Source organism: Pirellulaceae bacterium, assembly GCA_019636385.1.
In the GTDB taxonomy this organism is placed as follows: domain Bacteria; phylum Planctomycetota; class Planctomycetia; order Pirellulales; family Pirellulaceae; genus Aureliella.
On sequence record JAHBXT010000003.1, the window covers coordinates 252278 to 272511 of the forward strand.

The window sequence follows — 20234 nt, forward strand, 5'->3', positions numbered from 1 at the left end:
TTTAATTACGCTTGCTGCCTCGTCGGCCAAGTTGTCGATCTTTTGTTTGCTCTGCTGAATTTCGCCCCATGCCTGCCGCCACTCCCTGGATATCCAGCTTCCAGCCTGGAAGCTGAGGAAAATCAGAACTAGCAACAGTGCTGGCTGCCATCGCATTTTTTAGCCTAGGATTGATTGCTTCACGAAATCAAATTTGGTCGAACGAACTTCCAAGTTAGGCATGTCACTGCACCCGATCATCACCGTATGCGAATGACGCATTGCGCCATCGATAAAATCCGGCGACCACTGGAACCAGCCTTTTCGACCAGTGTTTAGGCCATGTGAATTCACGCCCCAGATGTACGGCCTACCACGGCTGTCGATCTTTTGGCTCAAATAAATCAACACCACCGCATGACCACCATTGCCGCCAGAGAATCGCTCAGCTACCTCTGCGTAATACTCAGGCCGATACGCCGTGCCAACATCGACGAACCCCTGGCCTGCCCCCAAAAATGTCCGTATGGCTTCATAGCTTCGCAGCCGATCGGCTCGGCCGATCTTGTTTTTTGCAGCGTCCTTCAGCACCTCTTGCCAATCGGACGGACGCTGCTGCGAATACGCTTTCGGATAAGGCCACAATTCTTCGCGGCACACACCGATTTCTATCATCTGCCTGATTCCGTTGGCGATCGTCGCCCCACGATCACCACGAATGCCGTCGCGTCGCTGCGTTTCGACGTACAGCATCATCCTGGACAGTTGTTGGCCAACTGCCTTCGTAATCAGTGTGCGAATCCACTCCATGCCGGTAGTTCCGCCATGTCCACGGCAGCTACCCATACGACCTTGATTTTCGGTGCGCAACACCTCCTGCGGATTAAATAGCAACTCTTGATAGCTGCCAAACAACACTCGCAATTGATCATCAGCCGCCGGCAACGACTCTAAAAACTGCCAATCTTCTTGGTCGACGGCCCAATCGTTTGGTCGAGGTGAAGAACTAGACATCACCAACCCCTCGCGATCTTCTGCAAAAACTCGGACACTTGTGGCTTATGCTCAGCGAAAGCGCCGTCGTCATTGCGAGGTAGTGATTGATCAAACGCCTTATCAAAATCGCCGCTGACTCGGTCCCTCAACTCAACTAGCGCTGGCTGTATAAACGAAAACAACTCGGCGTCAGTCTTGATCTTGTCAGCATTTACAGCATCGGCTGCAGCGTTAAAAACATCGCGGTGGCCGGTCCGCAATCGAAGAAAATGCGACTTCACCGCCTGATCAATCGTCAACACCTTTGGCGGTGGTTCTGGTGGCGGTATCGGGGTTGGCCCCGGGGCAACAGAGACCCATTGAACGAGCAATATCACCAAACAACATCCAGCAGCGACAAACACCGGCACCAACGTATTAAGCGATGGCCAGTGATTCGGCTTGGAATTTAGTTGGACGCGAAGCTCCGCAAGCTCTCGCTCCAAATCGGCTTTTGTCTTACGTGTCATTCTTGCGGCTCTCCGCGCATCGGCGCATGTCCGGGGTCTTTGGCTTTTTGCTCTTTCCACCACAGCCACAGCTTGATCGCGTAGGCCAGCATCATCGCAATTGTCAGCGGGTCAAATCCGTAAGCCTGGAGCCTTTGGCCGAATAGCTTCTGACGATCCGCATCGGTGGCTGAAGTTGTGTAGCATTCACTGGCTAGCTTGCGAGCCAGCTTTCTTTGGCGAAACGGCAGTTTTGGAATTCCAGCTACGTTTTCAACTGTCAACATTTCTGACTGCCTCTCCCCTTTCTTGTCGGTTTTTCGGATCGAATCTCCGATGATCCAAGCCGCCACAACCATCACAATGTCGGTGATCTGCTGTTCGGTTAGCGGCAACGTGTCTTTCAAGGCAACTGCTAACACGCTAGCGATCATCGCCAGCAATCGTTTCGACAGAATCAAATCTTGCATCGCTTCACCGCTCAATCACGCAGGATTCGTAGTCACTCGGTCGAACAGAATTGGATTGGGCGCCACGGGTGGACTGCCGGATGGTTCTGGCAGGTACCAGTGACCTGGCGGCGTCCGTCGCATAGCCAACGAACAGCGGAACATTTCAAACTTGGTTCCGCCGCCAAGAACGTGACCGCGATTGACCACCGTCGCTGGGAAGTTGACACTCCTGGTAACGTCGGTTGTGGCCTTAAATAAGAACCGATAGCTACGGTCTCTCAGCGTGAACGCACCAATGGCGGACTGCGGAATAGTGCCAGGCGTGGTTATCAAACCGCCAGAGGTTAGCAGTGCATTGGCTACCTGCGGGTCAAAAGTGGACAACTCCAGATTGCATGAGGCGCTCATCCCCATGAACTGTTCTTCGATTGGATCGCCATTACGCCCGCCGTTTCGATCCCCGGGAACTGGGTAGCGCTGCTCTTCGAGTTCGATTCGCAATTCGTCTGCTGACTCGCCAAGCTTCATCAGATTTCTGGCGGTAATGTTGGTGGTATTTGGCGCTACGCCCAAGACCCACGCAAAATTACAGGCCACATAGATTTCGATTTTTCCAGGAACGACGATGTAGTCAGCCATTTACCATGATCTCCTGGAACGTTGCCCCTGATCGGGAAAAAAGCGGCCCATGCGATCCGGCAACAGGTTCAGCGATTCAACCTGCTGAACATCCATGTGCGAGACCTGCAATGTGCCTGCATTCAATTTGCTTTGGAATCCAAAAACGTTTTCGCCCTTTTTTAGGCGATTGATGTGATCCTTCGCCTTTTCGCAAATCTTGTCAGCTATCTCTGCGTTAACCCGATTAGGCCTGCGTTGAATCAACAGTGCCATCGCGATATCGCAGGTCACACGAACAAGATGTGATCGATTCAGTCCGGTCAAACTTTCCAGGTCGGCTTGGGTGTAATTGCCGCCCATTTGTAGATTGACCAGGATTTCTCCACTCGCATCCCGAATGGACGACTCGACCTTCAAGTCTGTCATTACTTGGCTGCGATCCAATTCACTGCCTTCATCCGTGCACAGATCGCCAATGACGCGATAGTCATAACGATCAACAAGGTCTTCAGGCGTAGCAAACATTTGCTTCCGTTTCACTTCCGCCAGGAAGTGGGCTAGTAATCGTTAGCTTGTAGCTCCAGTGAACCAGAATCCGGTCGCTGGCGCGGTCAGCACTGCACAGACGTCATCGACAACCGATCCTAGGTGGCGACGGTGGTCGGTGTCATCCTTTGATTCAACGGTCATTTCTTCGTAGGCGAAAATCGTCAACGTCGAAAATTCTGGCCCTTCGTTTTCCGCACCCAGCTCGCCTACCTTAGACAACATGAACACGTTGCCGGTCGGCATGACCCGCGACTTGGTAGCGCTGGCCGTGCCACGACGGCTAGTGGTCATCACCGCACGTTCGATCGTGACTGGAAAGCCATACAGAGTGTCAGGCAGACCATACTTATGGAACTTGCCTTCCTTGCCGATGACTTGTGCGTACGCGTCCGGCGACCCCTTGATGTGATCGACGATTTCCTGGCTCATCGAAATAGCCTTGGCCGTCGTCGGATCCATGACAATGTGCAATTGACTTTGATTGACTGCGCCTAACGTATCTAGGTCGATCAACTCTGCAGCATGGAATAGTGACCGCTTGATGTCCTGGCGAGCCACCGTGGAGACATCCCACGGACCGGTATTGCCGGAGATTGCCGACACCGCCGAAATGTGACTGGCATCCCAGTTTCCAGTGGTTGTCAGCGTCTTGACCGCCATGCGAGTGCGACTGGTCATGGCCCGCTGAGCTGCGATGGCTCCGTGCGTACCAGTGATGTCCCAATCGGCTTGCTCGCGAGCCTTCTGGCCCAGCTTGAACGGAAAGGCGTGTCGCTGTGTCCGGAACGGCAACCAGGCGAATTGCTCGGTCCCGTCGTTGTGCTGTGGACGATCGGCACCATCAGCCCAAACGGTCTCATCCAGTTCGCCACCAACTAGGCGACCGGCCTGCTCAACGTTGATCCGCAGGTAGTAGCCTTCGTCCTTCGAGGTCTTCTTAAGTTGAGCGTAATCCGGCAAGTCGAACTTGTTTGGATTGCGAGAGAACTCAACCTTCAGCTTGCCAGACGCGGCATAGCTACGAACATAGGTGTTTGATCCACCGGGTAGAGCGGTCATGCGTGATTCTCCAAAAATCCGCGTGCCAGCTCCGTTGTTCGGTCGCCTACACTATTGAAAGTGGTTGGGAAGTTTTCCGTGAGAAATTGTGAACGTGAATTACGACAGAACTGAAACGTCAATCGTCAGGGCATTACGCCGCGAACGACTGTTATCTTGACTCGCTGGCCAGCCGCCGTTGCCGACGTATGAGCCTCAGCCGAATAATGCTGGGTGGTAGCCGCCGGGATGGCGCGCCCGTCAGCATCTGGCTTCAAAAACACCGGGCCAGCCGACGCGTCGATTGCTGCGCCAGCTTCGATCTCGCAGGTATCGCCAGGACCGTACACCAGCACTTCCTGGCCAGTGCGCGCGGCAAACCGGTCGGTCATCCCTGGAATGGGTGCGTCAACAGTGCCCTCGCCGGAAACGCCGTAGGCAACCGCGTTTGCCCCAGCCTCTGCCATCTTGTTATTGCCACTGCCGCGTACAAATCGCGATGGACGAATATTGGCACTGGCGACAAACGTTCGTGAACTGGACTGCATTTTTCATGCTCCCTAACTGGGGACTAACAGGTTATATCTAATGATTTGGTAAGTGGTGGCTTGGTGGTAAATTGCCAGCGAACTAGGCCGCTGCAATCCCCCATTCACTAGCCAAGGCCTTGGCAACTTCGTCAAACGCGGCAACCTTGCCTTGCGACAGCAGGCTAGTGCATCGACGAACGACCTCGTCGTTGAACTCCTGGGAATACATGACTTTTTCAGCATCCTTGGTCGGTACCTGGCCATCAGGAATCATCGTCGCCGGCGGTGAACTCTGAGCGGCATATCGCTCGATCGTGGCCAAATGGGAATTGAATTCCTCATCGGTCATCTTCGATCCAGCGGAATACAGCACTCGCTCCATTTCCTCGTCGATGTTTGCCTCAATGGCCGAGTATTTTTGAGCCAACTCCTGCAACCGATAAGCTCGCTGAGCATCAGTTCGCTCTTGCATCAGACTGCCAACCGCAGTTCGCAATTGTGCGGTCTCAGCCAACAACTCTTCGTGAGTCTTGACCAGCTTGTCCACGAACTCGTGAGAGTATTTTTCAGTCATAACGCCTTCTTCCTCTGAAATGGAATTTTTCATAAGCGAACCCGCCAGCCCCCCAACAGCGGCCGCCGCCGGTGCGGCCAAGGCCGGTAAAGCATACTGATCTCGAGACGCAGCCAGAGGCGTTCCTCCCGCGCCAGGTTGGCTGGGCAATTGCGGTGCTGAAGAGTGGATTGGATTTCCAACAACCCCGCCTGTGGAATTTCCAATGGACAACGAATCACTAGCACCGGCAGCCGATTGGCCTTGCGGTTGCGAGCTATCCTGACCACCTTTCATGAAGGATTCCAGAGCTGACAATCGCGGCTCTATCACGTTGGCAATTGCACTGATGATCTGGTTCACATCTTCGGGAGAAAGCATGGTAATTTCCACTGCCTGATATTTTCTGGGTTCATCTTTGTTTGCACTTGGCAGGTATGTATTCCCACCGCCAGGGAGTGCAGTAAGAGGGGCCACCACCGAGTATCGCTCGACGATGGCTTCGTCCCCTTCCGTGGCTCCGTAGTAGGCCGGAGGAATATCTAACCTGGGTGCCTCTGCTCCTAAACATGCGATAGGGTCAAAAAAATTTCTACTCGAATCTGCAAATCGCAAAAGTTCAACGGATCTTCGCGGCTTGCTGTCGACCACTGCCTGGAATTGCGGCTTGTGGAATTCATCGCCGAAAATTCCAAATTTCTGCTCCTGATCGCCAAACATTCCGATGCGAAACACGCCAGAATATCCAACGATCTGCGGTTCAATACCGCCTGTATGCCGATCAATCAGCGGTGGATATAAGCCCGCTTCGCGAATTCGACGATTCTGATTTTGGCAAATCGCCTTCAACTCAACCGGACCAACGGTAAACGGTCCATTGCGAGTACCAATCGTGTGCTCGGCGAAGTAGCAGACCGCCGGGACCATTCGGTACGCTGAAAATTTTTGACTGGCGGCGTACTTCTCTGGCGTTGGATGCATCATGTCCCACGCATCCCAGATTAATTGATTTCTCTGCTTGGCATCGGGAACGGCCGACAGCATTTGACTATGAGCACGAATGCAAAAGTCTTCACAACACTCACCTTGAATTGGCAGCGGTGTTTGCAACTTCATGGCTTCATGGTCTCCGTATTGGTGGATTCCACTACGACCAGCTTGCCGCCTTGGACGACTAGCTTAACGGAAAATGCGCCATAAGCCCGATCGTTTTGCCGCAAGGCTTCAAGCACCTTGCGCTTGAAGACGCCAAGCGCTTCGTCGATTTGATTTGAGATGTCCATGACAAGAAGATGCCCTATTTTCCAAATTCCCAAAAGGGAAATCCGGCAAATTCATCCAGCGCATCATGGCACGGATAGAAAACGGTACCGGATCATAACGATCGCTGATTACCGATTGCAGCTCACTATCTGAACTGCTCCACAATTGGTCCAACGACTTCTTAAATTCTGGTCCTAGCATTTCAACCGCCTTATCTATCAACTCTGGCGAGTCGATTTTGTAGGTAGGCTTCATGCCAGCTTCAATTGCCGATTTCAGTCCACTCTCCGGTCCATCAGGGCTAGCAACGATATGCGGGTAATGTCTCTCAGCAAAATCAACCAGTTGGTCGAAGTGCAAAACGCCCGCGCCATCTTCAGCTCGATGAACCTTAGCTACAAACGCACCAATTCTCTTAGCTCCCAAATGGGCCCCTAGAATCTCTCTCAACCCAGCATTCCATTCCTCAGCCTCGGCGTTGAGTGCCCGAAACGCCTGTGGAACCATATTTTCCAGGGCGGCCTGGTGTTCGTGAGAATCGGTGCCGATGTAGTCTGAAATTGCCTTTTGCATTCGTCCAAATAACTGCGGCGTCAAGTTGAACGCACGGGAAGGCTTCTTTACTACAACCTCCGCTTGGCGGTTGTCTTTGGCTGATCCTCTGGCCTGCAAATCATCGAAAACAGTCGAACCGCCGGTCTTCTGATTCAAACTAGGCTCTGCATGAAGCGAGTTCGGTACCGCAGGCAGTAGTCCCCTAGTTTTCTCAATCGCAGCCACTAATTCAGGATTTTTCAAAAGCGAATTTCTTAATCCGCGCTCAGCCTTAGAAAACTCAGACAGCAGCTTGCGCTCGCGATCGGTCACAGCAACTTTCCCGCGTTGCCGATGTTGCAATTTCCATTTCGATTCCAGTTCCTCCGAATTTAGAGGTGGATGCTCTTTCAACTTTTCCCGGATTCTCTCCGGATCAAAAAAACGACGTCCAGAATCCAATCTTACCGCCAGGGATTGAGGAATCATTTGATTGGCGTTGACGTAATCTGACAGCAATTCTCCTGTTTCCGTTAAATGGTGGCGATCCATCTGGTTCATCTCTGCCAACAGGCTGAGGATGGAATCTTTATCGACTACCTCCCACGCTCGCTCCTCATCTTCCGGTGATTTCGCAGCTTCGACTTGCTGCATGATGTCGTGAAGCTGCCGACTCCAGGCCATCGCCTTGGTAGCTTTGTCTGGTCGCAGCGATGAAATGTGCAATCGATGCCCCTGCTTGATTGTGTCTGGCATAGCGGCAATTTCCCGCCGGCGCGTGCTGGCTACCAATGGCTTGCGGCCGCCAGGCACTTGTCCGCCAGGTGTGTCAGTGAATTCACCTCCCCGACTAGAGCCTGCGGGGTGGCGCGGATGCTCAGACTCCACCCATCGGTAAAGCGTGCGATAAACTGGGATCAGATCCGAAACCAGCGCTAATTGACCGCCTGGGCTTTGCATCAACTACCCCTGAACTGCTTGGTCGATCAATTCCAGCAGCTTGGCTAGCTTCTTGCGGGATCGGTCGATGTTGATTCCGTGAATTTCGCCGCAGTCATACTTAGTAATTGTGTCGGTCAACCGATCAATCTGCTTTCTAATGCGCAGGTCCTGTTCGGCCTGTTTGAGCATAGCCGACGTTGCCCAGCGCGTGAAATTCTTACAGCCCGACGCCATGAATCCGCGCATTACCGATCGCCAGACATGATCGGGCAATCGCCCAATCTGACGGCACTTGCTCTTTCCGGTTTTGGGCCTGCCTGGCCCCCGCTGTCGCGACATGATTAGCCCGCCTTAAAGCTATAGCGACTCACCTGACCACTGACCGGCTTAGATTGCGCCCCGTCTTTCAACCACGCCTTGAATTGGCCGATGGTCATCACAGTCACTGGCCCGACCTTCCAACCCTTAGTGTAAGCCTTGCGGTACTGATTGATAGCTGAAGCTTCGTTGCTGAAGCCAATCAATACTTTGTGCTCATCGAATTTTCCGGATTCGTTAACTTGGTCGACAACCACTACCAATTCGCTCGACTTGTTAGGGCCGACAAAAACATCGACATGGTCTTTGTCATTGCCGACTGTTCCGCGAATATAGCCATAGTCGCAAGGCATTGGCGGCCATTCTGGTCTACGATGCTCGCCCTTGGCGGTCTCAATCGAGATATCTAGACCATGCAAGCGAATATGTTTTTTCTTATAATTGCCAGCTTCTAGTTGCGGTGCAGATGGCTGGTATTTCAAAATTGCAATCAACTCTTGCATCATCTCCCGCCGTGAAAACTTCACTTTGTCAGGAGAGCCGTACTTTTCTTGGCGATAGGCTTCAAAAATCGCATCGAATGCCGGTGCCATAGCTCTAGCCTCTTCAGCGTTTGGCCACAGCCGATGATCGCCGCCCAGACCCGACAGGTAGGTGTTTTGCCGCCCATCTTCTTCGAGCTTGTGTTTAACGTGACGTTCAAGCGCGCGCGCAAAGACTTCACGTCCAGAGCCCCAGTAATTTTGAGCTTTCGCGTGACTCATGGTCCCGCTGCGAACCTCTTCCTGGAGAACTTTTCCCAGTCTTTCCCGGTATGGCTTGCAGGATTCTTTCCAGGCGTTGTAGGCTTTTCTGACGTCCGATCTTGGTTTTTCTCGAATCGAATAGCCTTCATGTGGCTTGGCGTTGTGCGGGACGTCGAAAGCTCTTCCAGTAGAATCATCAACAATTTCGTGAGTGAATTCACTATTTTCCGACATATAGCTGGGGCCTTTGGGGCCAACCTTAAAATCGGCCAGCATGTGATCGAAAGCGTGGCCCCATTCGTGCGCCAATGCCCCAACGCCGCTTGCTCTGGTCAGATTGATAACCTTGCTTCCCGGTTCGTAGTGTGCTGATGCCCAGCCTTTACCTCGAGCGCCGATCGCCAAGCCGAGTTTACCGCCAAGGGAGAAGTCTTTGGGGTGAAGTCCAACAACGTCGGCCAGATCGGTTATGGCCTCTACGACCTTCCCTGCATGGTGTTTTCGCTCATCGTCAGTTACGGAATTTCCCCACTGAACCCCTCTGATTTGGAGTTCATCGACCATGTGCTTAACGGCTTTATTGGGGTCTGCCGTGATCTTCGACAGGTCGCGACCGCCCTCGCGCTTAGCATAGCTGACATAAGCTTCTGACGGGTTGAATCTGCGAACAGCCTTCTTTTCATTGCCGAATGAATCATTCAGCGATGCCCCTTCGATAATGTCTTGAGCGTGCTTTGTGAGATTGGCCCAGTATGCTTTCTTGGCCTCAATGTCGCCTCGTACTGCTGCAGAAATGGATAGGCCGTACTTGCGCTCAACCTCCTTGCCGAAGATGTTGAATTTTCCCGCTACGCTCGTTTTGTTCCTGGAATGTGGATTGAGGTCGTTGTAGAGAGAAACCAAATCATTGGCCGTCTGGTTGTATCTGTCGGAAGCTGTCATTCGTGACATATAACCGGCATCTTTTTGGCCGCGAAGCTTCGACAACCTGTCTCCAACAAACTTCCGAAGCTCCTGCATCGCTTCACCCGCGTTGCGGTCATCGTACTTTTCAACAAGTTCCTCGGCCTTCGCTTTTACGTCTCGATAGGCATCAAGGAATTCTTGCCTGTTCTTCTCCGGGGTGCCGCTTCGTGTTCCAGGCTTAGTGGGGAACGCCCTCATGGCATAGTGCATTGTCAGACTCAGCAACGGCTTATCGTGAGCCTGCGACATAAAGTTGGTCGGCTCTAGTCTCAGCAGGCTGTCGCGAGTTACAAGCTTTTCGGCGCTGCCATCCTTCTCGGCCTGCTCCAATCCTCGCCATGCGTTGATCTTGTGCCGCGCCGACCCTTTCAAGTCTTCGCCTGCGCTGCCGACCTCCGATGATCGAGCGTAGATATAATCCTCGTCCAGCTTCTTTTGAGCTGACTCGGCCGCTTCGCGCGGAGTGCTGCCAGATGAAATTGCATCGTCAAACACAGTTGCGGCAGAATCCGGTTTCATTAGCCGATCTTCCGGCGTAACACCATCATCAAACATCAGCATCTGATCGGGGTCGCCTTTGGTATCAAACAACGATTGCTGCTTGCCTTTCGATTCACCACCAGGAGGTAGCGCTACCTTACCTTTGGGGATGTTAGCAACATCGCCAAACAGGCCCATCTGGTCGTTGGGCTTGGCGGAATGGTTGGGGCGGGTGTCCATCGTGATGCCGGGCTTGGTATTGTCTGGCTGTTTGCGATCGGCATCGCCTTTTTTCCCGAACGCCTCGTCTAGCGTCTTGCCTGCAAATTTTCCAGTCTTCATTTCACCGTCTTTACCGATGTAGACGGGGTGACCGCCATGTCTGCCGCCATCGGCTGAATGTTCTGAACCGATGGTAATCCAGCGCCCGCCATCATGATCATCGAAGGTCATTTGGCCTGGAGAGGAAGCTACCTTTCGTCGTGCAGCGTACCGTTCAATCGCAGCCAGTCCGCCAGAAAACATCGAGTAATAATCGTTGCCACTTTTCTTGACTTTTTGCCAGGCATCGTCGATACTTATCGCAGAGGGCGCGCCTACCGCCGAAGTGTGGCTGGTTTTCCGGACTGTCGGCCCTTGGGGTGCGCCCTCCTTTATTTCTACCGCATGAACGCTGTATGCTCTTAGACCATGCTGCGTTATTTCTCTGACCGTTATCTTCGCAGCGTGCAATTTGTTGTGAATGGTTACCGGATGCCCAAATTGATGATAGGTAACTTTCTCATCATTCAATCCGGCAACACTCCTGCGGACCTCGTGTAAACTGAGCGGCATCGCCGACTTGATTAGTTGCGGTAGAACCAATAGAGAATACGCGGACGGATTGCCTCTGCCCGCAATTTTTCCAATCGCATTGTCATCAATTTTGATCTTCCATCCGGTATCTTTGTTGACAATTTCTTGGTCTTTCATGCCAGCAGCCAGTTTTGTCAGTGTCTTCGCCAGTGTTTTTTTGTCTTCGTGTTGAAAGTCAATTCTTGGGATTCCGCCTTGTGCCCACCGCCCGAGATTGTCACGAATTTGATTTTTCCAATGGTCGGACGAATAACACTGAACCAATACCAAGCCTCGAGCCAACTGCTGACCATCGAAAATCACCATCACTTACCCCGCCTGCGAAACCATGCCTTGTGAACGATAGTAACTTTCAAGCACTTGATCTTTCAGGCTCTTACCCCGCTTTGATTGTTCGATAGCCGTTGCGACCTGCGGATTGAAGAGCTGGTCTTCATCACCGGTTGCCATCGAAATGCCAATCACGTCGGCCACGTCGGATGCCTTGATACGCATACCCATGTCCCATGCAGACTTGAAGCCCTGCATCTTTTTGTCGGCATCTTCGCTTTCCGTGTCGATCTTAAACCGCATGTAGCAATTGGCCGATCGCGGAAAATTCCAAAGCTGAATCGGCCTCAAAAAATCCTGCGTCAACGTTTCTTCCAGGTTAATCGCATCGTACTGCACGATATCAGCGAACGTAGCGAGGTGCGCGTCTGCGACTCCAGAACCCAGGCCGGTTGCATCGGCCTCGCTAGTAAGTGTCTGGCCAAGAATGTATCGCTTTATTTTGTGGCCGAAAAATTCCTTGATGACTGTCAGCATCGAATCGACACCGGCCATGCCAGGCTCGATATGCTCGACGCCGAACATATCGGATTGTTCGCCAGCGTACACCGGGCAAAGCACTACGGATCTACCACCGGAGATATACTCCTTGGCTGCCTGGCGAACCCTATTTTCGGCTATCGAATTGCCAGCCGGGAATCGCCAGATTTCCACCCCCATGGCGGAACGGTCTAGATACTCCAGCACACGCTGTAGGCATTCAGTCATCGCATACCATGTCCAATAAATTCGATCTCGGACGCCAACGCCGTGGATGCGTCCCATCATGCGAGGTTCGTGGAATGGCGCGTCTTCGATGTGATGCTTGTGAAGAACCAGCGTCTTTCGCTCGCGACTATTCAACCAGTAGACCATGCCGTGTTCGGTATACTGAACCTGCTGACTGGTCTCCCCGTCTCGCAGTCGATTTACTAGCCGGTATTGACCTCCAACGCGAATTCCAACCTGGCCGGCACGATACTGGTGAGTACCATCGTCGTAGCGGAATACCAGCTTGTCGCCATGTCTCGGCTCGATGCGCTGAGCAAATATCCTTCGCTTACCACCAATCCAGTCAGTGCCATAGTTGATCGCCGCTGCATAACGTCCGTACCACACGGCCTCTAGTAAAAATCGCCTCATTTCTGTGAAGCGACTGGTTCGATTTAAGATTTTGGTTAACTCTTGAGCCAATATCTTTTGATCGTACGACTTGCCATCTTCCGGCTCTATGTGCCAATTCAGCAGCGCCGTAGACCGCTGGCGACCCTCCAACGATTCCATGATTCCACAGTCTTTGCGCATTCTTTCGGCGTTAGCCACAGAATTGAGCGTAGCTTCGTCGATCGACAAATAGGCTTGCGAAGTCAGGCCATGCCGCCCCATAGATGTGTAGGTATGTGGCACAATGTCTTGGCCAAAAAACGGTGGGGCGCCAGGGTATTTCTCCGCTGGATCAAACGCTGCAACGTCGAATATCTTGGCCGGCATGTTCTGATTGTCCACTCTGCAAAATCCTCCCAGCTACAACATAGTCCAGCCAAAAAATGCTGTCGCCAGCATTCCACAGTTCAGCATCCAACCTCAGATTCATCCGGAGGCTCACCAAAAAAGAACGTCGATTCGTTTTCAATCGCCAGATTGCGGAGAAATTTCCCTCTGATTGGATTGTCGCCGTTAGTGAATTCGACCGCACCATGCGACTCGACCATGATCACCAAGGCGCTCAGGAACTTCTCTTCGGCAAAGCTTTCAGCTTCCAGAATTACTCCTGCCAGTCGCTTACCGCTTGGATGTGCCTCTAAGGTCAATCTCATGTTACGCCTCACCTCGATTCGGCCTGCCGCGATTTGGCCGGCCACGATTGGGCGATCCACCATTCAACAGCGTTTCTGACTGTTTACTCTTATCCAAGAATGTTCTGGGGGCCAAAGTCGATCGACGGTGCCCGGCTGTACTAGATAGATGACGTCGCATTCTTGTTGCATAGTCGCGAATGCTGTCAACTGGCGATTTTTCTAGCCTGGATAACGAAGACCAAACATGATTTGGAATTTTTTTGGCCAGCGGATTCGTCTGCGCCCGAGACCTGAATCCGGTTTTCGTGACTTTTCGAGGGACGTATTCGCCTTCGTTCTGCAGGAACCTGTAACGGTGCTGATGCTGCCAAACCGTTTCGCGAACTCGTAAATAATCCCAAACGGCCTTGCCGGCGCTCGATTCACTAGCCCTAGCGAACTGTTGATATTTCTTCGTAGGAACGTCGTAGTAAACATAAGTGGAACCAGGCGCATTGGGTCGCGCACCACCAGGTGAGGATTCCTTCAGGAACGTCACGTACAACAACCCGGTATGGGGACTGCCTTCGATCTCGAAGTAATACCCCCAGACGTTTGACGATTTGACGTGCCGCATTTTGTCCATCAACTGGCTGACCGCGCCGGCGCGGTTGTAGCTGGCATCGCGGCCAATCAGCTCGATTTCGTCGTAGACCTCCTGCACTGATTTAATGTCCCGAGACTCTTCTGCCGTTGGCACAGTTCGCGGCTGCGGTGGAGGCGGTGGATTCAAAATCTTGGGGCGATACTGCTTTGGCGGAATGCTTACTGGCGGAGGCTGAATTTTGGGCGCAGACGGCTTTTGCAATCGCCTTCGTCTCATCACTCGCCGCCAAGCCTGCTTGGCCAGATCAAGTAGCTTCATTAACCACAATCCGTCATGGAAAAAACTCCCCAGGGCAACGTCGACCCTGACGCGACCCTGGGAAATTGGAACTGCCTCTATTTATTATGAGGTTAACTTAACCGTATGTGCTCGGCTTTCGATCCGGTCGCTTGCGCCGCACCATTTCCCTTGTTGGCTCAATACAGCGCGGCGCGAAGTGTTGAAGTACAAGCCAAACCGGGACTATTAAAAACGTCGCTGTGACGATGATCCAAACGATGAACATCGGTAACTGCTAATCCACGGCCAGAACCAGTCCCAAAGCTTCTCGAATGTCATGATTCATCTTTTCGCCAATCCCGCCAAGCGGAATTAGTGAGCCGTGTGCCTTGATGTACTGGCGAACGTCTTCGATAGTTTGCAAACCACCATCGTTCAGATACTTCAGCGCCTTTGGCGATAGACCTGAAAACGACGAAAGCGCAACCGGCGGTAGCAATTCACCTCCATTGTTTCCGCTACTGTCACCGTACAATTCATCGCCAGCGACTTCACCAACGGATTCGTCGCCAACCATCCGTGCCACTGCGACAGTTATTCCTCGCAATTCAATCATTTCACTGGTAAACCGCTCCGCCGGACGATCTGGCCAGGCAACAGACAGTTGCGTTTGACCAGCGTGCTCGATCTGGAATCCGAATCCAACGATTCCGTTGGCGTCCGTAACGCTCAGTAATGTTCCTGGTGTGTCGCCTGTCTGGCCCATGGCATTCTCTCCCATTGTGATTGTCGCTCTGATGTAACGTGAAGTGCTGCAAGTGCTCCGAACCGTTGGCCGGTTTCAGTAGGTTGCAGCGAAATCCTACCGATCGGCCCTGGATCAATCGTGACTGTGCTTGCCAGTTTGTTAAACGCCCCGCTAGACGCGTCCACCTGGTCGCAGTATTTCCATTCAGGGAAGGCGCACAGCTCGGTTATGTAGTCCTCGGACCATGGCGATCGCAGAATTGCCACATTGCCCGCTTCGACCTGTGCTGCAAATGGCATAGCGCGAACTACCTTTGCCTCGCCTGGCAACTGCTCGCCTTCAGACAATCTAAACCGTTTTCCGGAAACCACATCGCGAAAAACGCTGTAGCCGGGCAAGCGCTGAATCATTTGAGCCGCAACTTCCTTGCCAGCTGAACCGCCTTCTTGCTCAACAAACGTGACTACGTGACCGCCGTACTTTCGTCCATCACTGGCGGTAATTTGATCAATGATTTTATTGCGCTCCAGCGGCCCCCACTGACCGCGAACGACATGCTCAATGTAGTACTGCCCATCCGCATCGCGAGCCATCAAGACACCAGCCGTAAAACATCCTGACCCCGGCGTTGCAGCTTGATCCCAATAACGAACTCGCAACGCCTCGCGAGGAACAGAATCAACCAACGAAAACCACTCACGACGAAACAACAGACCGGAAATTTCTACAAACTCGCCCTCCAACTCCTGCGCAGCCAGCATCGTGCCATAATCGCTGCGAATCGTCTCGTAAAAGTCAGGGGGAAGAAATGGATTGTCTCGCGTAGAAGCCCGAATCAGACTTGAGCCACTGCGGCGGACATAAGCCTTGCCGCTAAAATATTCAACGTTTCCGGCAGCAATAGACCTAATGATCGCCGCTTTAGAGTCTTCACTCATCCCGTCCAATAATGAAACACCATCACCACCTAGGACGTCATCAACCGGCGCATAAAATCGTTCAAACGTCCAGTGACGCGTCCCCTTGGGGGTTGCCGTAAGCAGTATGGGCCCCATCTTCCCGCGCCACCTGAGCGTGGGTCGAATCAAGTCAAATACGCTCTTTGGCATCACCGTGGCCTCGTCCAACCAAGCCCCAGCGTAGTTTCCGCCACGAAGCTTTTCCGGCTTTTCGCCAGAACGGAATACGATCGTCGCCTGACCACCATCCATGGTGCGGAACGTCACTTTAGGAAATGGCGACTTAACGTCCTTGATCCACTGGCCAGTTTTCTGAGTTAACTCGACGAATACCGGAAACGATGTCTCGATCGCCACTCCATAGTCCGGCGCGACACATACCCAAGCTTCATCTCTTCGCGCGTCAGCGCTAACCGTTAGCCCACCGATGAACGTCTTGCCAGTACCTCTACCACCTATGAACCCGCGTAGCTTCGCCGTTGACCGGCGAAAATCGGCTTGCTTGCTGTAGATCGGTAGTACTTGGCACCGCGAACTGACCATGCTGATTACCGTAGCACGCATTAAAAAATGTCGCTACTTTTATTCGTATAGGCAGTCGCCAATAACACTTCGCAGCAAGGAAAAATCAATGTCTTCGCAAATTCTGGACGTCCGAAAAATTCGCAAGTTATTTGACAAGGCCGATGATGCCATCAACCGCTTCAACGCGACCAATGGCCCCCTGATCAACTGGAATGGCCAGCAAGTTAAGGCTCTGAACGAAGAGGCCTTTCAACTACTGTCAGATCTGTGCGGTCTAGCCGCTACACCCAGTGAGCTGATTCACGAACAGGCTGTTGAAATTGTTCTGGCACTGGACGATTTTGCCAGGGCATTCGCCGACTACCAGACCCGCAGCGCCGCCATGGATGAAACATGCCATCCGGCCGGTACCATGGAAATGTGGAACGCATTTTTCGTTCTTCGCCGATCGATCTACGAACCAACGACATTTGCCCCCTTGGAGTCAATCGATATCCTATTGAACAAACAGCGAGTGCCAATTCAGCAAATCGCCAAAATCTACGGATTTGTCTCTTCAAATGGCTCGCCAGATGTTCACAAAGTCGAAGAAGAGCTAGCCAATCCCGGTACCCACACCGGCGGAGACTGGCTGCCACCGGTCGAAATGAAGCACCGCCAAGAAATTGCCCAGCGATGGGCTGGCCGATCGCCAGTAATGGATTTTCTCGATTCCACACAGCAAAACAGCTTCACCCGCTCCGCCGAAGCCCCAGAATCACTGGAAACATTGATCAGACAACGAGTGCCAATTATGCAAATCTTGAAAATGAAACCCGGACTGACTCGCGAAGACGTCGAACAGTCCGCCGTAGAAATGGGCGTAATGCTGCCCGACGCAAAATACAAGCGACCCGATGCCAACACAGCAGAAGCCAATGAAACTGGTCAATCAAAACCGGTCACAGAAGCCAAGCAATCGTCCAAGCAAGTTGCGAAATTAGTCCGAGACCTGAGATCGCAGGGGAAGTCGTCTGAAGAGATTTCTCTTGTCGTCGCTGAAAAATTTCCCGGAGCTGACGTCTCTGGCGTCCTGGTTGGCTAATGGTTCAACCTAAGCAGATAGCCCGCGCAAACGAACTGGCCAATGCACGGCGACTACATGCTGTCTTTGTAGTTGCCAATCTTTACCTGGAAGGCAAGACGAAAACCGAAATCGCTGATACGCTCGGGATCCAAATCGCAGCAGTCAACAGATGCCTCAATGAGGCGCGTAAGGCCTGGCTCAGACGATCTACAGCCAAATACCAGCAACACGTCGCCACAGAACTTGCAAGACTGGACAAAGTAGAATCGGAAGCCTGGTCCGCCTGGCGGCAATCGCTACGCCCGTCGCGGTCAAAATCAACCACTTCTGGCGAACATTCCAGTATTACCAAGCGACAAGATTCACAATCGGGGGATCCCAGATTCCTAGCTGTCATCCAGAAATGCGTTGAACAGCGAGCCAAGCTACTGGGCCTAGACAGCCACTCAGATGAAGACAAAGAACAACCAAAACAAATCCTAGAAGTCGTAATCTCCACACGCGAAGAGTATCAACACCTGCCCAAACTCATGCCTTATGCCAAGCTCAAGAGCGCCATCGTACTTGACCCAGCAGAATCCGCTGACCAAGACGCTGAATAACATTACCTCTGCAGTCCTACCGTTTTTTTAACGTATCCCACAAGGACGACACCACTAGAATAAACAGCACGATAAGTAGCTCAGGTTGCATGATTATGAATCTCGGCAGAGGTTTGCGGGAAACCTAAATCAGCGAAATGCGTTCAATTTAATCTTCCGAGCTGCCATTGGTGACAATCTTCGTTGCTCCATACTGTTCAATTTTTGATAATTGGCAACGCGGAGGAACATAGTTCGGCAAATGCTTCAGCAGTGTGTCTGGTACCAACTGACCGTCTGCAATCATCATACCCACATCACCAAACGTCATGTCTCGTGGATGCCACAACGGCAACCCTTTCGCTACTCGCTCAGCCAAAACCTCAATTTTGCCTATACTTCCCGGTAGATATTGAGATGGCTGAAAATCCTTGTGCTCCCTACCTCTGCACCCAGGCTCCCAATCGATTAAATCGTACCCGTTGTTTTTTTTAGCCAATTCCGACAGACTCGCAACGGTCTTGTCAGCGTCAACCAAATGACTTGGCCTTCTAGCCAACTCTGTCGCGCATACCCAACGCATCCATGGACTAGCTGATTTTTTGTGTTTGCGCGACGTAATGAACACTCGGTGTGGATTGCAGTCTCGATTCACCTGCAGTACCACGATACGCCGATCCCGAAAATAGATTTCATCGCCTACATGAACTTCAAATTTTTGCTTTTTCCTTGTCATCCCGATTTCGGTTCCACCAACTCGAGTTTTTTAACACCGGCTGCGTCCTGGCAACCATCATCTGTTCGAAAGTGATTGGCTGTCGGCAAACCCAACACTGCCAGTCGATCGAACCATCCGCTCTACCGCATTCAACAACCAATCGACAACCGCACGCTAGGCACGTTGGAGATTCGTTTGCAATGACAACTTGCGTCTGAGGCCATCTTAGCATTTCGCGCTCGCCAGAACGATCGCCAGCAACCTCAGATCCAGCGCCGCATATTCTCCTGACCAATCCACGCATCAGCGGAGGGTCGCAAGACAAACACCGCCAGGCAGCGGCTGCGCCGCTGATTATCGCGTCCACCGGACGAAGCATCTCCCATCCCGACGCGCCACCGCACTTCTCGCAGCGAAAATTTTTCGCGTCAAAAATTTCCTTACAAGAATTTTTGGGTTCTGGAGTTTTTTTCGCGTCAGTAAAATTTTCCGCGTCTAATTTTTTCAATTCGCCCGATTGCAGAATTGAAGCAATCAGGGGATCGGCCACTGAACTAGCGTTCACCAAGTGGGCGTCGCGAACAATATCCTCGCCGGACTGGCCATTGATCCCGCCAGCAGGAGCGAACTGGCCGCTCCCGCGAAATTCTTCTACTAATTCATCTAAGAATGACATAGCTATGACATATCCGCTACTTTGACAATTGAGGGCTGGGGTAATTGCCGTTGCCGTAATAGACTTCGATGAGGTTATTGCCTTGGTCAAGTGGAGTGCCCTCATACTCTGCGATAAACTCGTTTTCCAGCGATGATCTGGCGATCTCGATTGATTCGAGAGCCTTCACCAGCTTTTTGTAGTGAGTGCTGCTCTTCTTCAGTTTGACCCCAAAAATTTGCCGCAGATGTTCCGACGCTTGGCGAATGTGCTCGGAGATAGCCGCATGTTCTTCCAGCGAGATTTTTTTCTTGCTCATTTTTCGATTTCCGGTTTTTGGTGATTAAATTTTGTGCGACGCCACCACGGCGCCGATCCGTCCTCGATGTATCTGCTATCGACGCCGTGAGTTTTCCTTGTATTTCGTTGGTGAAATGAAAGCACGGCGTCGACGGCGCCGATGTTGCCAGTACCAGACTCCATATAGAGCCAAGGCTAGTGGCTCCATGCGAAATATTTTCACAGTTAAACTATTTCCGTGCCATTATTTTTTCTCCGTTGCTATTTGGTGATACATTCAATCTTTACTTAATTAGTAGGAAGTATCGACGCCGTCGACGCCGTAAGCTCATTTTGTTAAGTAATTCATTGATGAACTCACGGCGTCGACCTTCACGATGTCGACGCCGCATCGGCGCC

At 52.2% G+C, this 20234-nt stretch carries 20 protein-coding genes; 2 read left to right on the top strand and 18 right to left on the bottom strand.

What is annotated here, in order from left to right:
* Positions 1 to 159 precede the first annotated feature (159 nt).
* From KF752_11720 to terL, 16 genes are all read right to left on the bottom strand, one after another.
* On the bottom strand, positions 160 to 993 hold the full coding sequence (locus KF752_11720; protein ID MBX3422213.1) for a hypothetical protein: 834 nt from the start codon (positions 991 to 993) through the stop codon (positions 160 to 162).
* Positions 993 to 1484 (bottom strand): hypothetical protein, encoded by a 492-nt coding sequence (locus tag KF752_11725; protein MBX3422214.1) that lies wholly within the window; start codon positions 1482 to 1484, stop codon positions 993 to 995. The genes KF752_11720 and KF752_11725 overlap by 1 nt, the downstream gene beginning before the upstream one ends.
* The gene (locus KF752_11730; protein MBX3422215.1) at positions 1481 to 1933 is read right to left on the bottom strand and encodes a hypothetical protein; all 453 of its coding nucleotides are present in this window, start codon (positions 1931 to 1933) and stop codon (positions 1481 to 1483) included. The genes KF752_11725 and KF752_11730 overlap by 4 nt, the downstream gene beginning before the upstream one ends.
* A 15-nt stretch (positions 1934 to 1948) precedes the next feature.
* Complete coding sequence (locus KF752_11735) at positions 1949 to 2554, bottom strand: hypothetical protein (GenBank protein MBX3422216.1); 606 nt, start codon at positions 2552 to 2554, stop codon at positions 1949 to 1951.
* Positions 2555 to 3061: a hypothetical protein gene (locus KF752_11740; protein MBX3422217.1), complete on the bottom strand. Its 507-nt coding sequence runs from the start codon at positions 3059 to 3061 to the stop codon at positions 2555 to 2557.
* 42 nt (positions 3062 to 3103) lie between these two features.
* On the bottom strand, positions 3104 to 4144 hold the full coding sequence (locus KF752_11745) for a hypothetical protein (protein ID MBX3422218.1): 1041 nt from the start codon (positions 4142 to 4144) through the stop codon (positions 3104 to 3106).
* A 125-nt stretch (positions 4145 to 4269) separates the two neighbouring features.
* Positions 4270 to 4671, bottom strand: coding sequence for a hypothetical protein (locus KF752_11750; protein ID MBX3422219.1), 402 nt, complete (start codon positions 4669 to 4671; stop codon positions 4270 to 4272).
* An 82-nt stretch (positions 4672 to 4753) separates the two neighbouring features.
* Complete coding sequence (locus KF752_11755) at positions 4754 to 6322, bottom strand: hypothetical protein (GenBank protein MBX3422220.1); 1569 nt, start codon at positions 6320 to 6322, stop codon at positions 4754 to 4756.
* A 108-nt stretch (positions 6323 to 6430) separates the two neighbouring features.
* Complete coding sequence (locus tag KF752_11760; protein MBX3422221.1) at positions 6431 to 7963, bottom strand: hypothetical protein; 1533 nt, start codon at positions 7961 to 7963, stop codon at positions 6431 to 6433.
* Between the two features lie 3 nt (positions 7964 to 7966).
* Positions 7967 to 8284 carry a hypothetical protein gene (locus KF752_11765; GenBank protein ID MBX3422222.1) on the bottom strand — a complete coding sequence of 106 codons (318 nt, stop codon included), beginning with the start codon at positions 8282 to 8284 and terminating at the stop codon, positions 7967 to 7969.
* A gap of 2 nt (positions 8285 to 8286) precedes the next feature.
* Positions 8287 to 11616 (bottom strand): hypothetical protein, encoded by a 3330-nt coding sequence (locus KF752_11770; protein MBX3422223.1) that lies wholly within the window; start codon positions 11614 to 11616, stop codon positions 8287 to 8289.
* A 3-nt stretch (positions 11617 to 11619) separates the two neighbouring features.
* Positions 11620 to 13125 (bottom strand): DUF935 family protein, encoded by a 1506-nt coding sequence (locus KF752_11775; protein ID MBX3422224.1) that lies wholly within the window; start codon positions 13123 to 13125, stop codon positions 11620 to 11622.
* A 65-nt stretch (positions 13126 to 13190) separates the two neighbouring features.
* Positions 13191 to 13436: a hypothetical protein gene (locus KF752_11780; protein ID MBX3422225.1), complete on the bottom strand. Its 246-nt coding sequence runs from the start codon at positions 13434 to 13436 to the stop codon at positions 13191 to 13193.
* Position 13437: 1 nt separating this feature from the next.
* Entirely contained in the window at positions 13438 to 14322 is an 885-nt protein-coding gene (locus KF752_11785; GenBank protein MBX3422226.1) for a KTSC domain-containing protein, read from the bottom strand.
* 256 nt (positions 14323 to 14578) lie between these two features.
* The gene (locus KF752_11790) at positions 14579 to 15049 is read right to left on the bottom strand and encodes a hypothetical protein (GenBank protein MBX3422227.1); all 471 of its coding nucleotides are present in this window, start codon (positions 15047 to 15049) and stop codon (positions 14579 to 14581) included.
* The gene (gene terL / locus KF752_11795; GenBank protein ID MBX3422228.1) at positions 15013 to 16533 is read right to left on the bottom strand and encodes a phage terminase large subunit; all 1521 of its coding nucleotides are present in this window, start codon (positions 16531 to 16533) and stop codon (positions 15013 to 15015) included. Before terL ends, KF752_11790 begins: the two co-directional genes overlap by 37 nt.
* 88 nt (positions 16534 to 16621) lie before the next feature.
* On the opposite strand from terL, the gene KF752_11800 reads away from it, so the two are divergent.
* Both KF752_11800 and KF752_11805 read left to right on the top strand, forming a co-directional pair.
* Positions 16622 to 17599 carry a hypothetical protein gene (locus KF752_11800; GenBank protein MBX3422229.1) on the top strand — a complete coding sequence of 326 codons (978 nt, stop codon included), beginning with the start codon at positions 16622 to 16624 and terminating at the stop codon, positions 17597 to 17599.
* A complete protein-coding gene (locus tag KF752_11805; protein MBX3422230.1) occupies positions 17599 to 18183 on the top strand; it encodes a hypothetical protein in 585 nt (194 codons plus the stop codon). Before KF752_11800 ends, KF752_11805 begins: the two co-directional genes overlap by 1 nt.
* A gap of 148 nt (positions 18184 to 18331) precedes the next feature.
* Here the strand turns inward: KF752_11805 and KF752_11810 are convergent, their stop codons facing one another.
* Complete coding sequence (locus KF752_11810) at positions 18332 to 18898, bottom strand: hypothetical protein (GenBank protein MBX3422231.1); 567 nt, start codon at positions 18896 to 18898, stop codon at positions 18332 to 18334.
* A 674-nt stretch (positions 18899 to 19572) separates the two neighbouring features.
* Positions 19573 to 19854 (bottom strand): hypothetical protein, encoded by a 282-nt coding sequence (locus KF752_11815; GenBank protein MBX3422232.1) that lies wholly within the window; start codon positions 19852 to 19854, stop codon positions 19573 to 19575.
* Positions 19855 to 20234 lie beyond the last annotated feature (380 nt).

Excerpts from the sequence above, each read along its gene's own strand:
- KF752_11765 (MBX3422222.1), bottom strand. The coding sequence starts at position 8,284 with ATGTCGCGACAGCGGGGGCCAGGCAGGCCCAAAACCGGAAAGAGCAAG.
- KF752_11730 (MBX3422215.1), bottom strand. The coding sequence starts at position 1,933 with ATGCAAGATTTGATTCTGTCGAAACGATTGCTGGCGATGATCGCTAGC.
- KF752_11810 (MBX3422231.1), bottom strand. The coding sequence starts at position 18,898 with ATGACAAGGAAAAAGCAAAAATTTGAAGTTCATGTAGGCGATGAAATC.
- KF752_11800 (MBX3422229.1), top strand. The coding sequence starts at position 16,622 with ATGTCTTCGCAAATTCTGGACGTCCGAAAAATTCGCAAGTTATTTGAC.
- KF752_11745 (MBX3422218.1), bottom strand. The coding sequence starts at position 4,144 with ATGACCGCTCTACCCGGTGGATCAAACACCTATGTTCGTAGCTATGCC.
- KF752_11770 (MBX3422223.1), bottom strand. The coding sequence starts at position 11,616 with ATGGTGATTTTCGATGGTCAGCAGTTGGCTCGAGGCTTGGTATTGGTT.
- KF752_11790 (MBX3422227.1), bottom strand. The coding sequence starts at position 15,049 with ATGGGCCAGACAGGCGACACACCAGGAACATTACTGAGCGTTACGGAC.
- KF752_11750 (MBX3422219.1), bottom strand. The coding sequence starts at position 4,671 with ATGCAGTCCAGTTCACGAACGTTTGTCGCCAGTGCCAATATTCGTCCA.
- KF752_11755 (MBX3422220.1), bottom strand. The coding sequence starts at position 6,322 with ATGAAGTTGCAAACACCGCTGCCAATTCAAGGTGAGTGTTGTGAAGAC.
- KF752_11780 (MBX3422225.1), bottom strand. The coding sequence starts at position 13,436 with ATGAGATTGACCTTAGAGGCACATCCAAGCGGTAAGCGACTGGCAGGA.
- terL (MBX3422228.1), bottom strand. The coding sequence starts at position 16,533 with ATGGTCAGTTCGCGGTGCCAAGTACTACCGATCTACAGCAAGCAAGCC.
- KF752_11720 (MBX3422213.1), bottom strand. The coding sequence starts at position 993 with ATGTCTAGTTCTTCACCTCGACCAAACGATTGGGCCGTCGACCAAGAA.
- KF752_11815 (MBX3422232.1), bottom strand. The coding sequence starts at position 19,854 with ATGAGCAAGAAAAAAATCTCGCTGGAAGAACATGCGGCTATCTCCGAG.
- KF752_11740 (MBX3422217.1), bottom strand. The coding sequence starts at position 3,061 with ATGTTTGCTACGCCTGAAGACCTTGTTGATCGTTATGACTATCGCGTC.
- KF752_11725 (MBX3422214.1), bottom strand. The coding sequence starts at position 1,484 with ATGACACGTAAGACAAAAGCCGATTTGGAGCGAGAGCTTGCGGAGCTT.
- KF752_11805 (MBX3422230.1), top strand. The coding sequence starts at position 17,599 with ATGGTTCAACCTAAGCAGATAGCCCGCGCAAACGAACTGGCCAATGCA.
- KF752_11760 (MBX3422221.1), bottom strand. The coding sequence starts at position 7,963 with ATGCAAAGCCCAGGCGGTCAATTAGCGCTGGTTTCGGATCTGATCCCA.
- KF752_11785 (MBX3422226.1), bottom strand. The coding sequence starts at position 14,322 with ATGAAGCTACTTGATCTGGCCAAGCAGGCTTGGCGGCGAGTGATGAGA.
- KF752_11735 (MBX3422216.1), bottom strand. The coding sequence starts at position 2,554 with ATGGCTGACTACATCGTCGTTCCTGGAAAAATCGAAATCTATGTGGCC.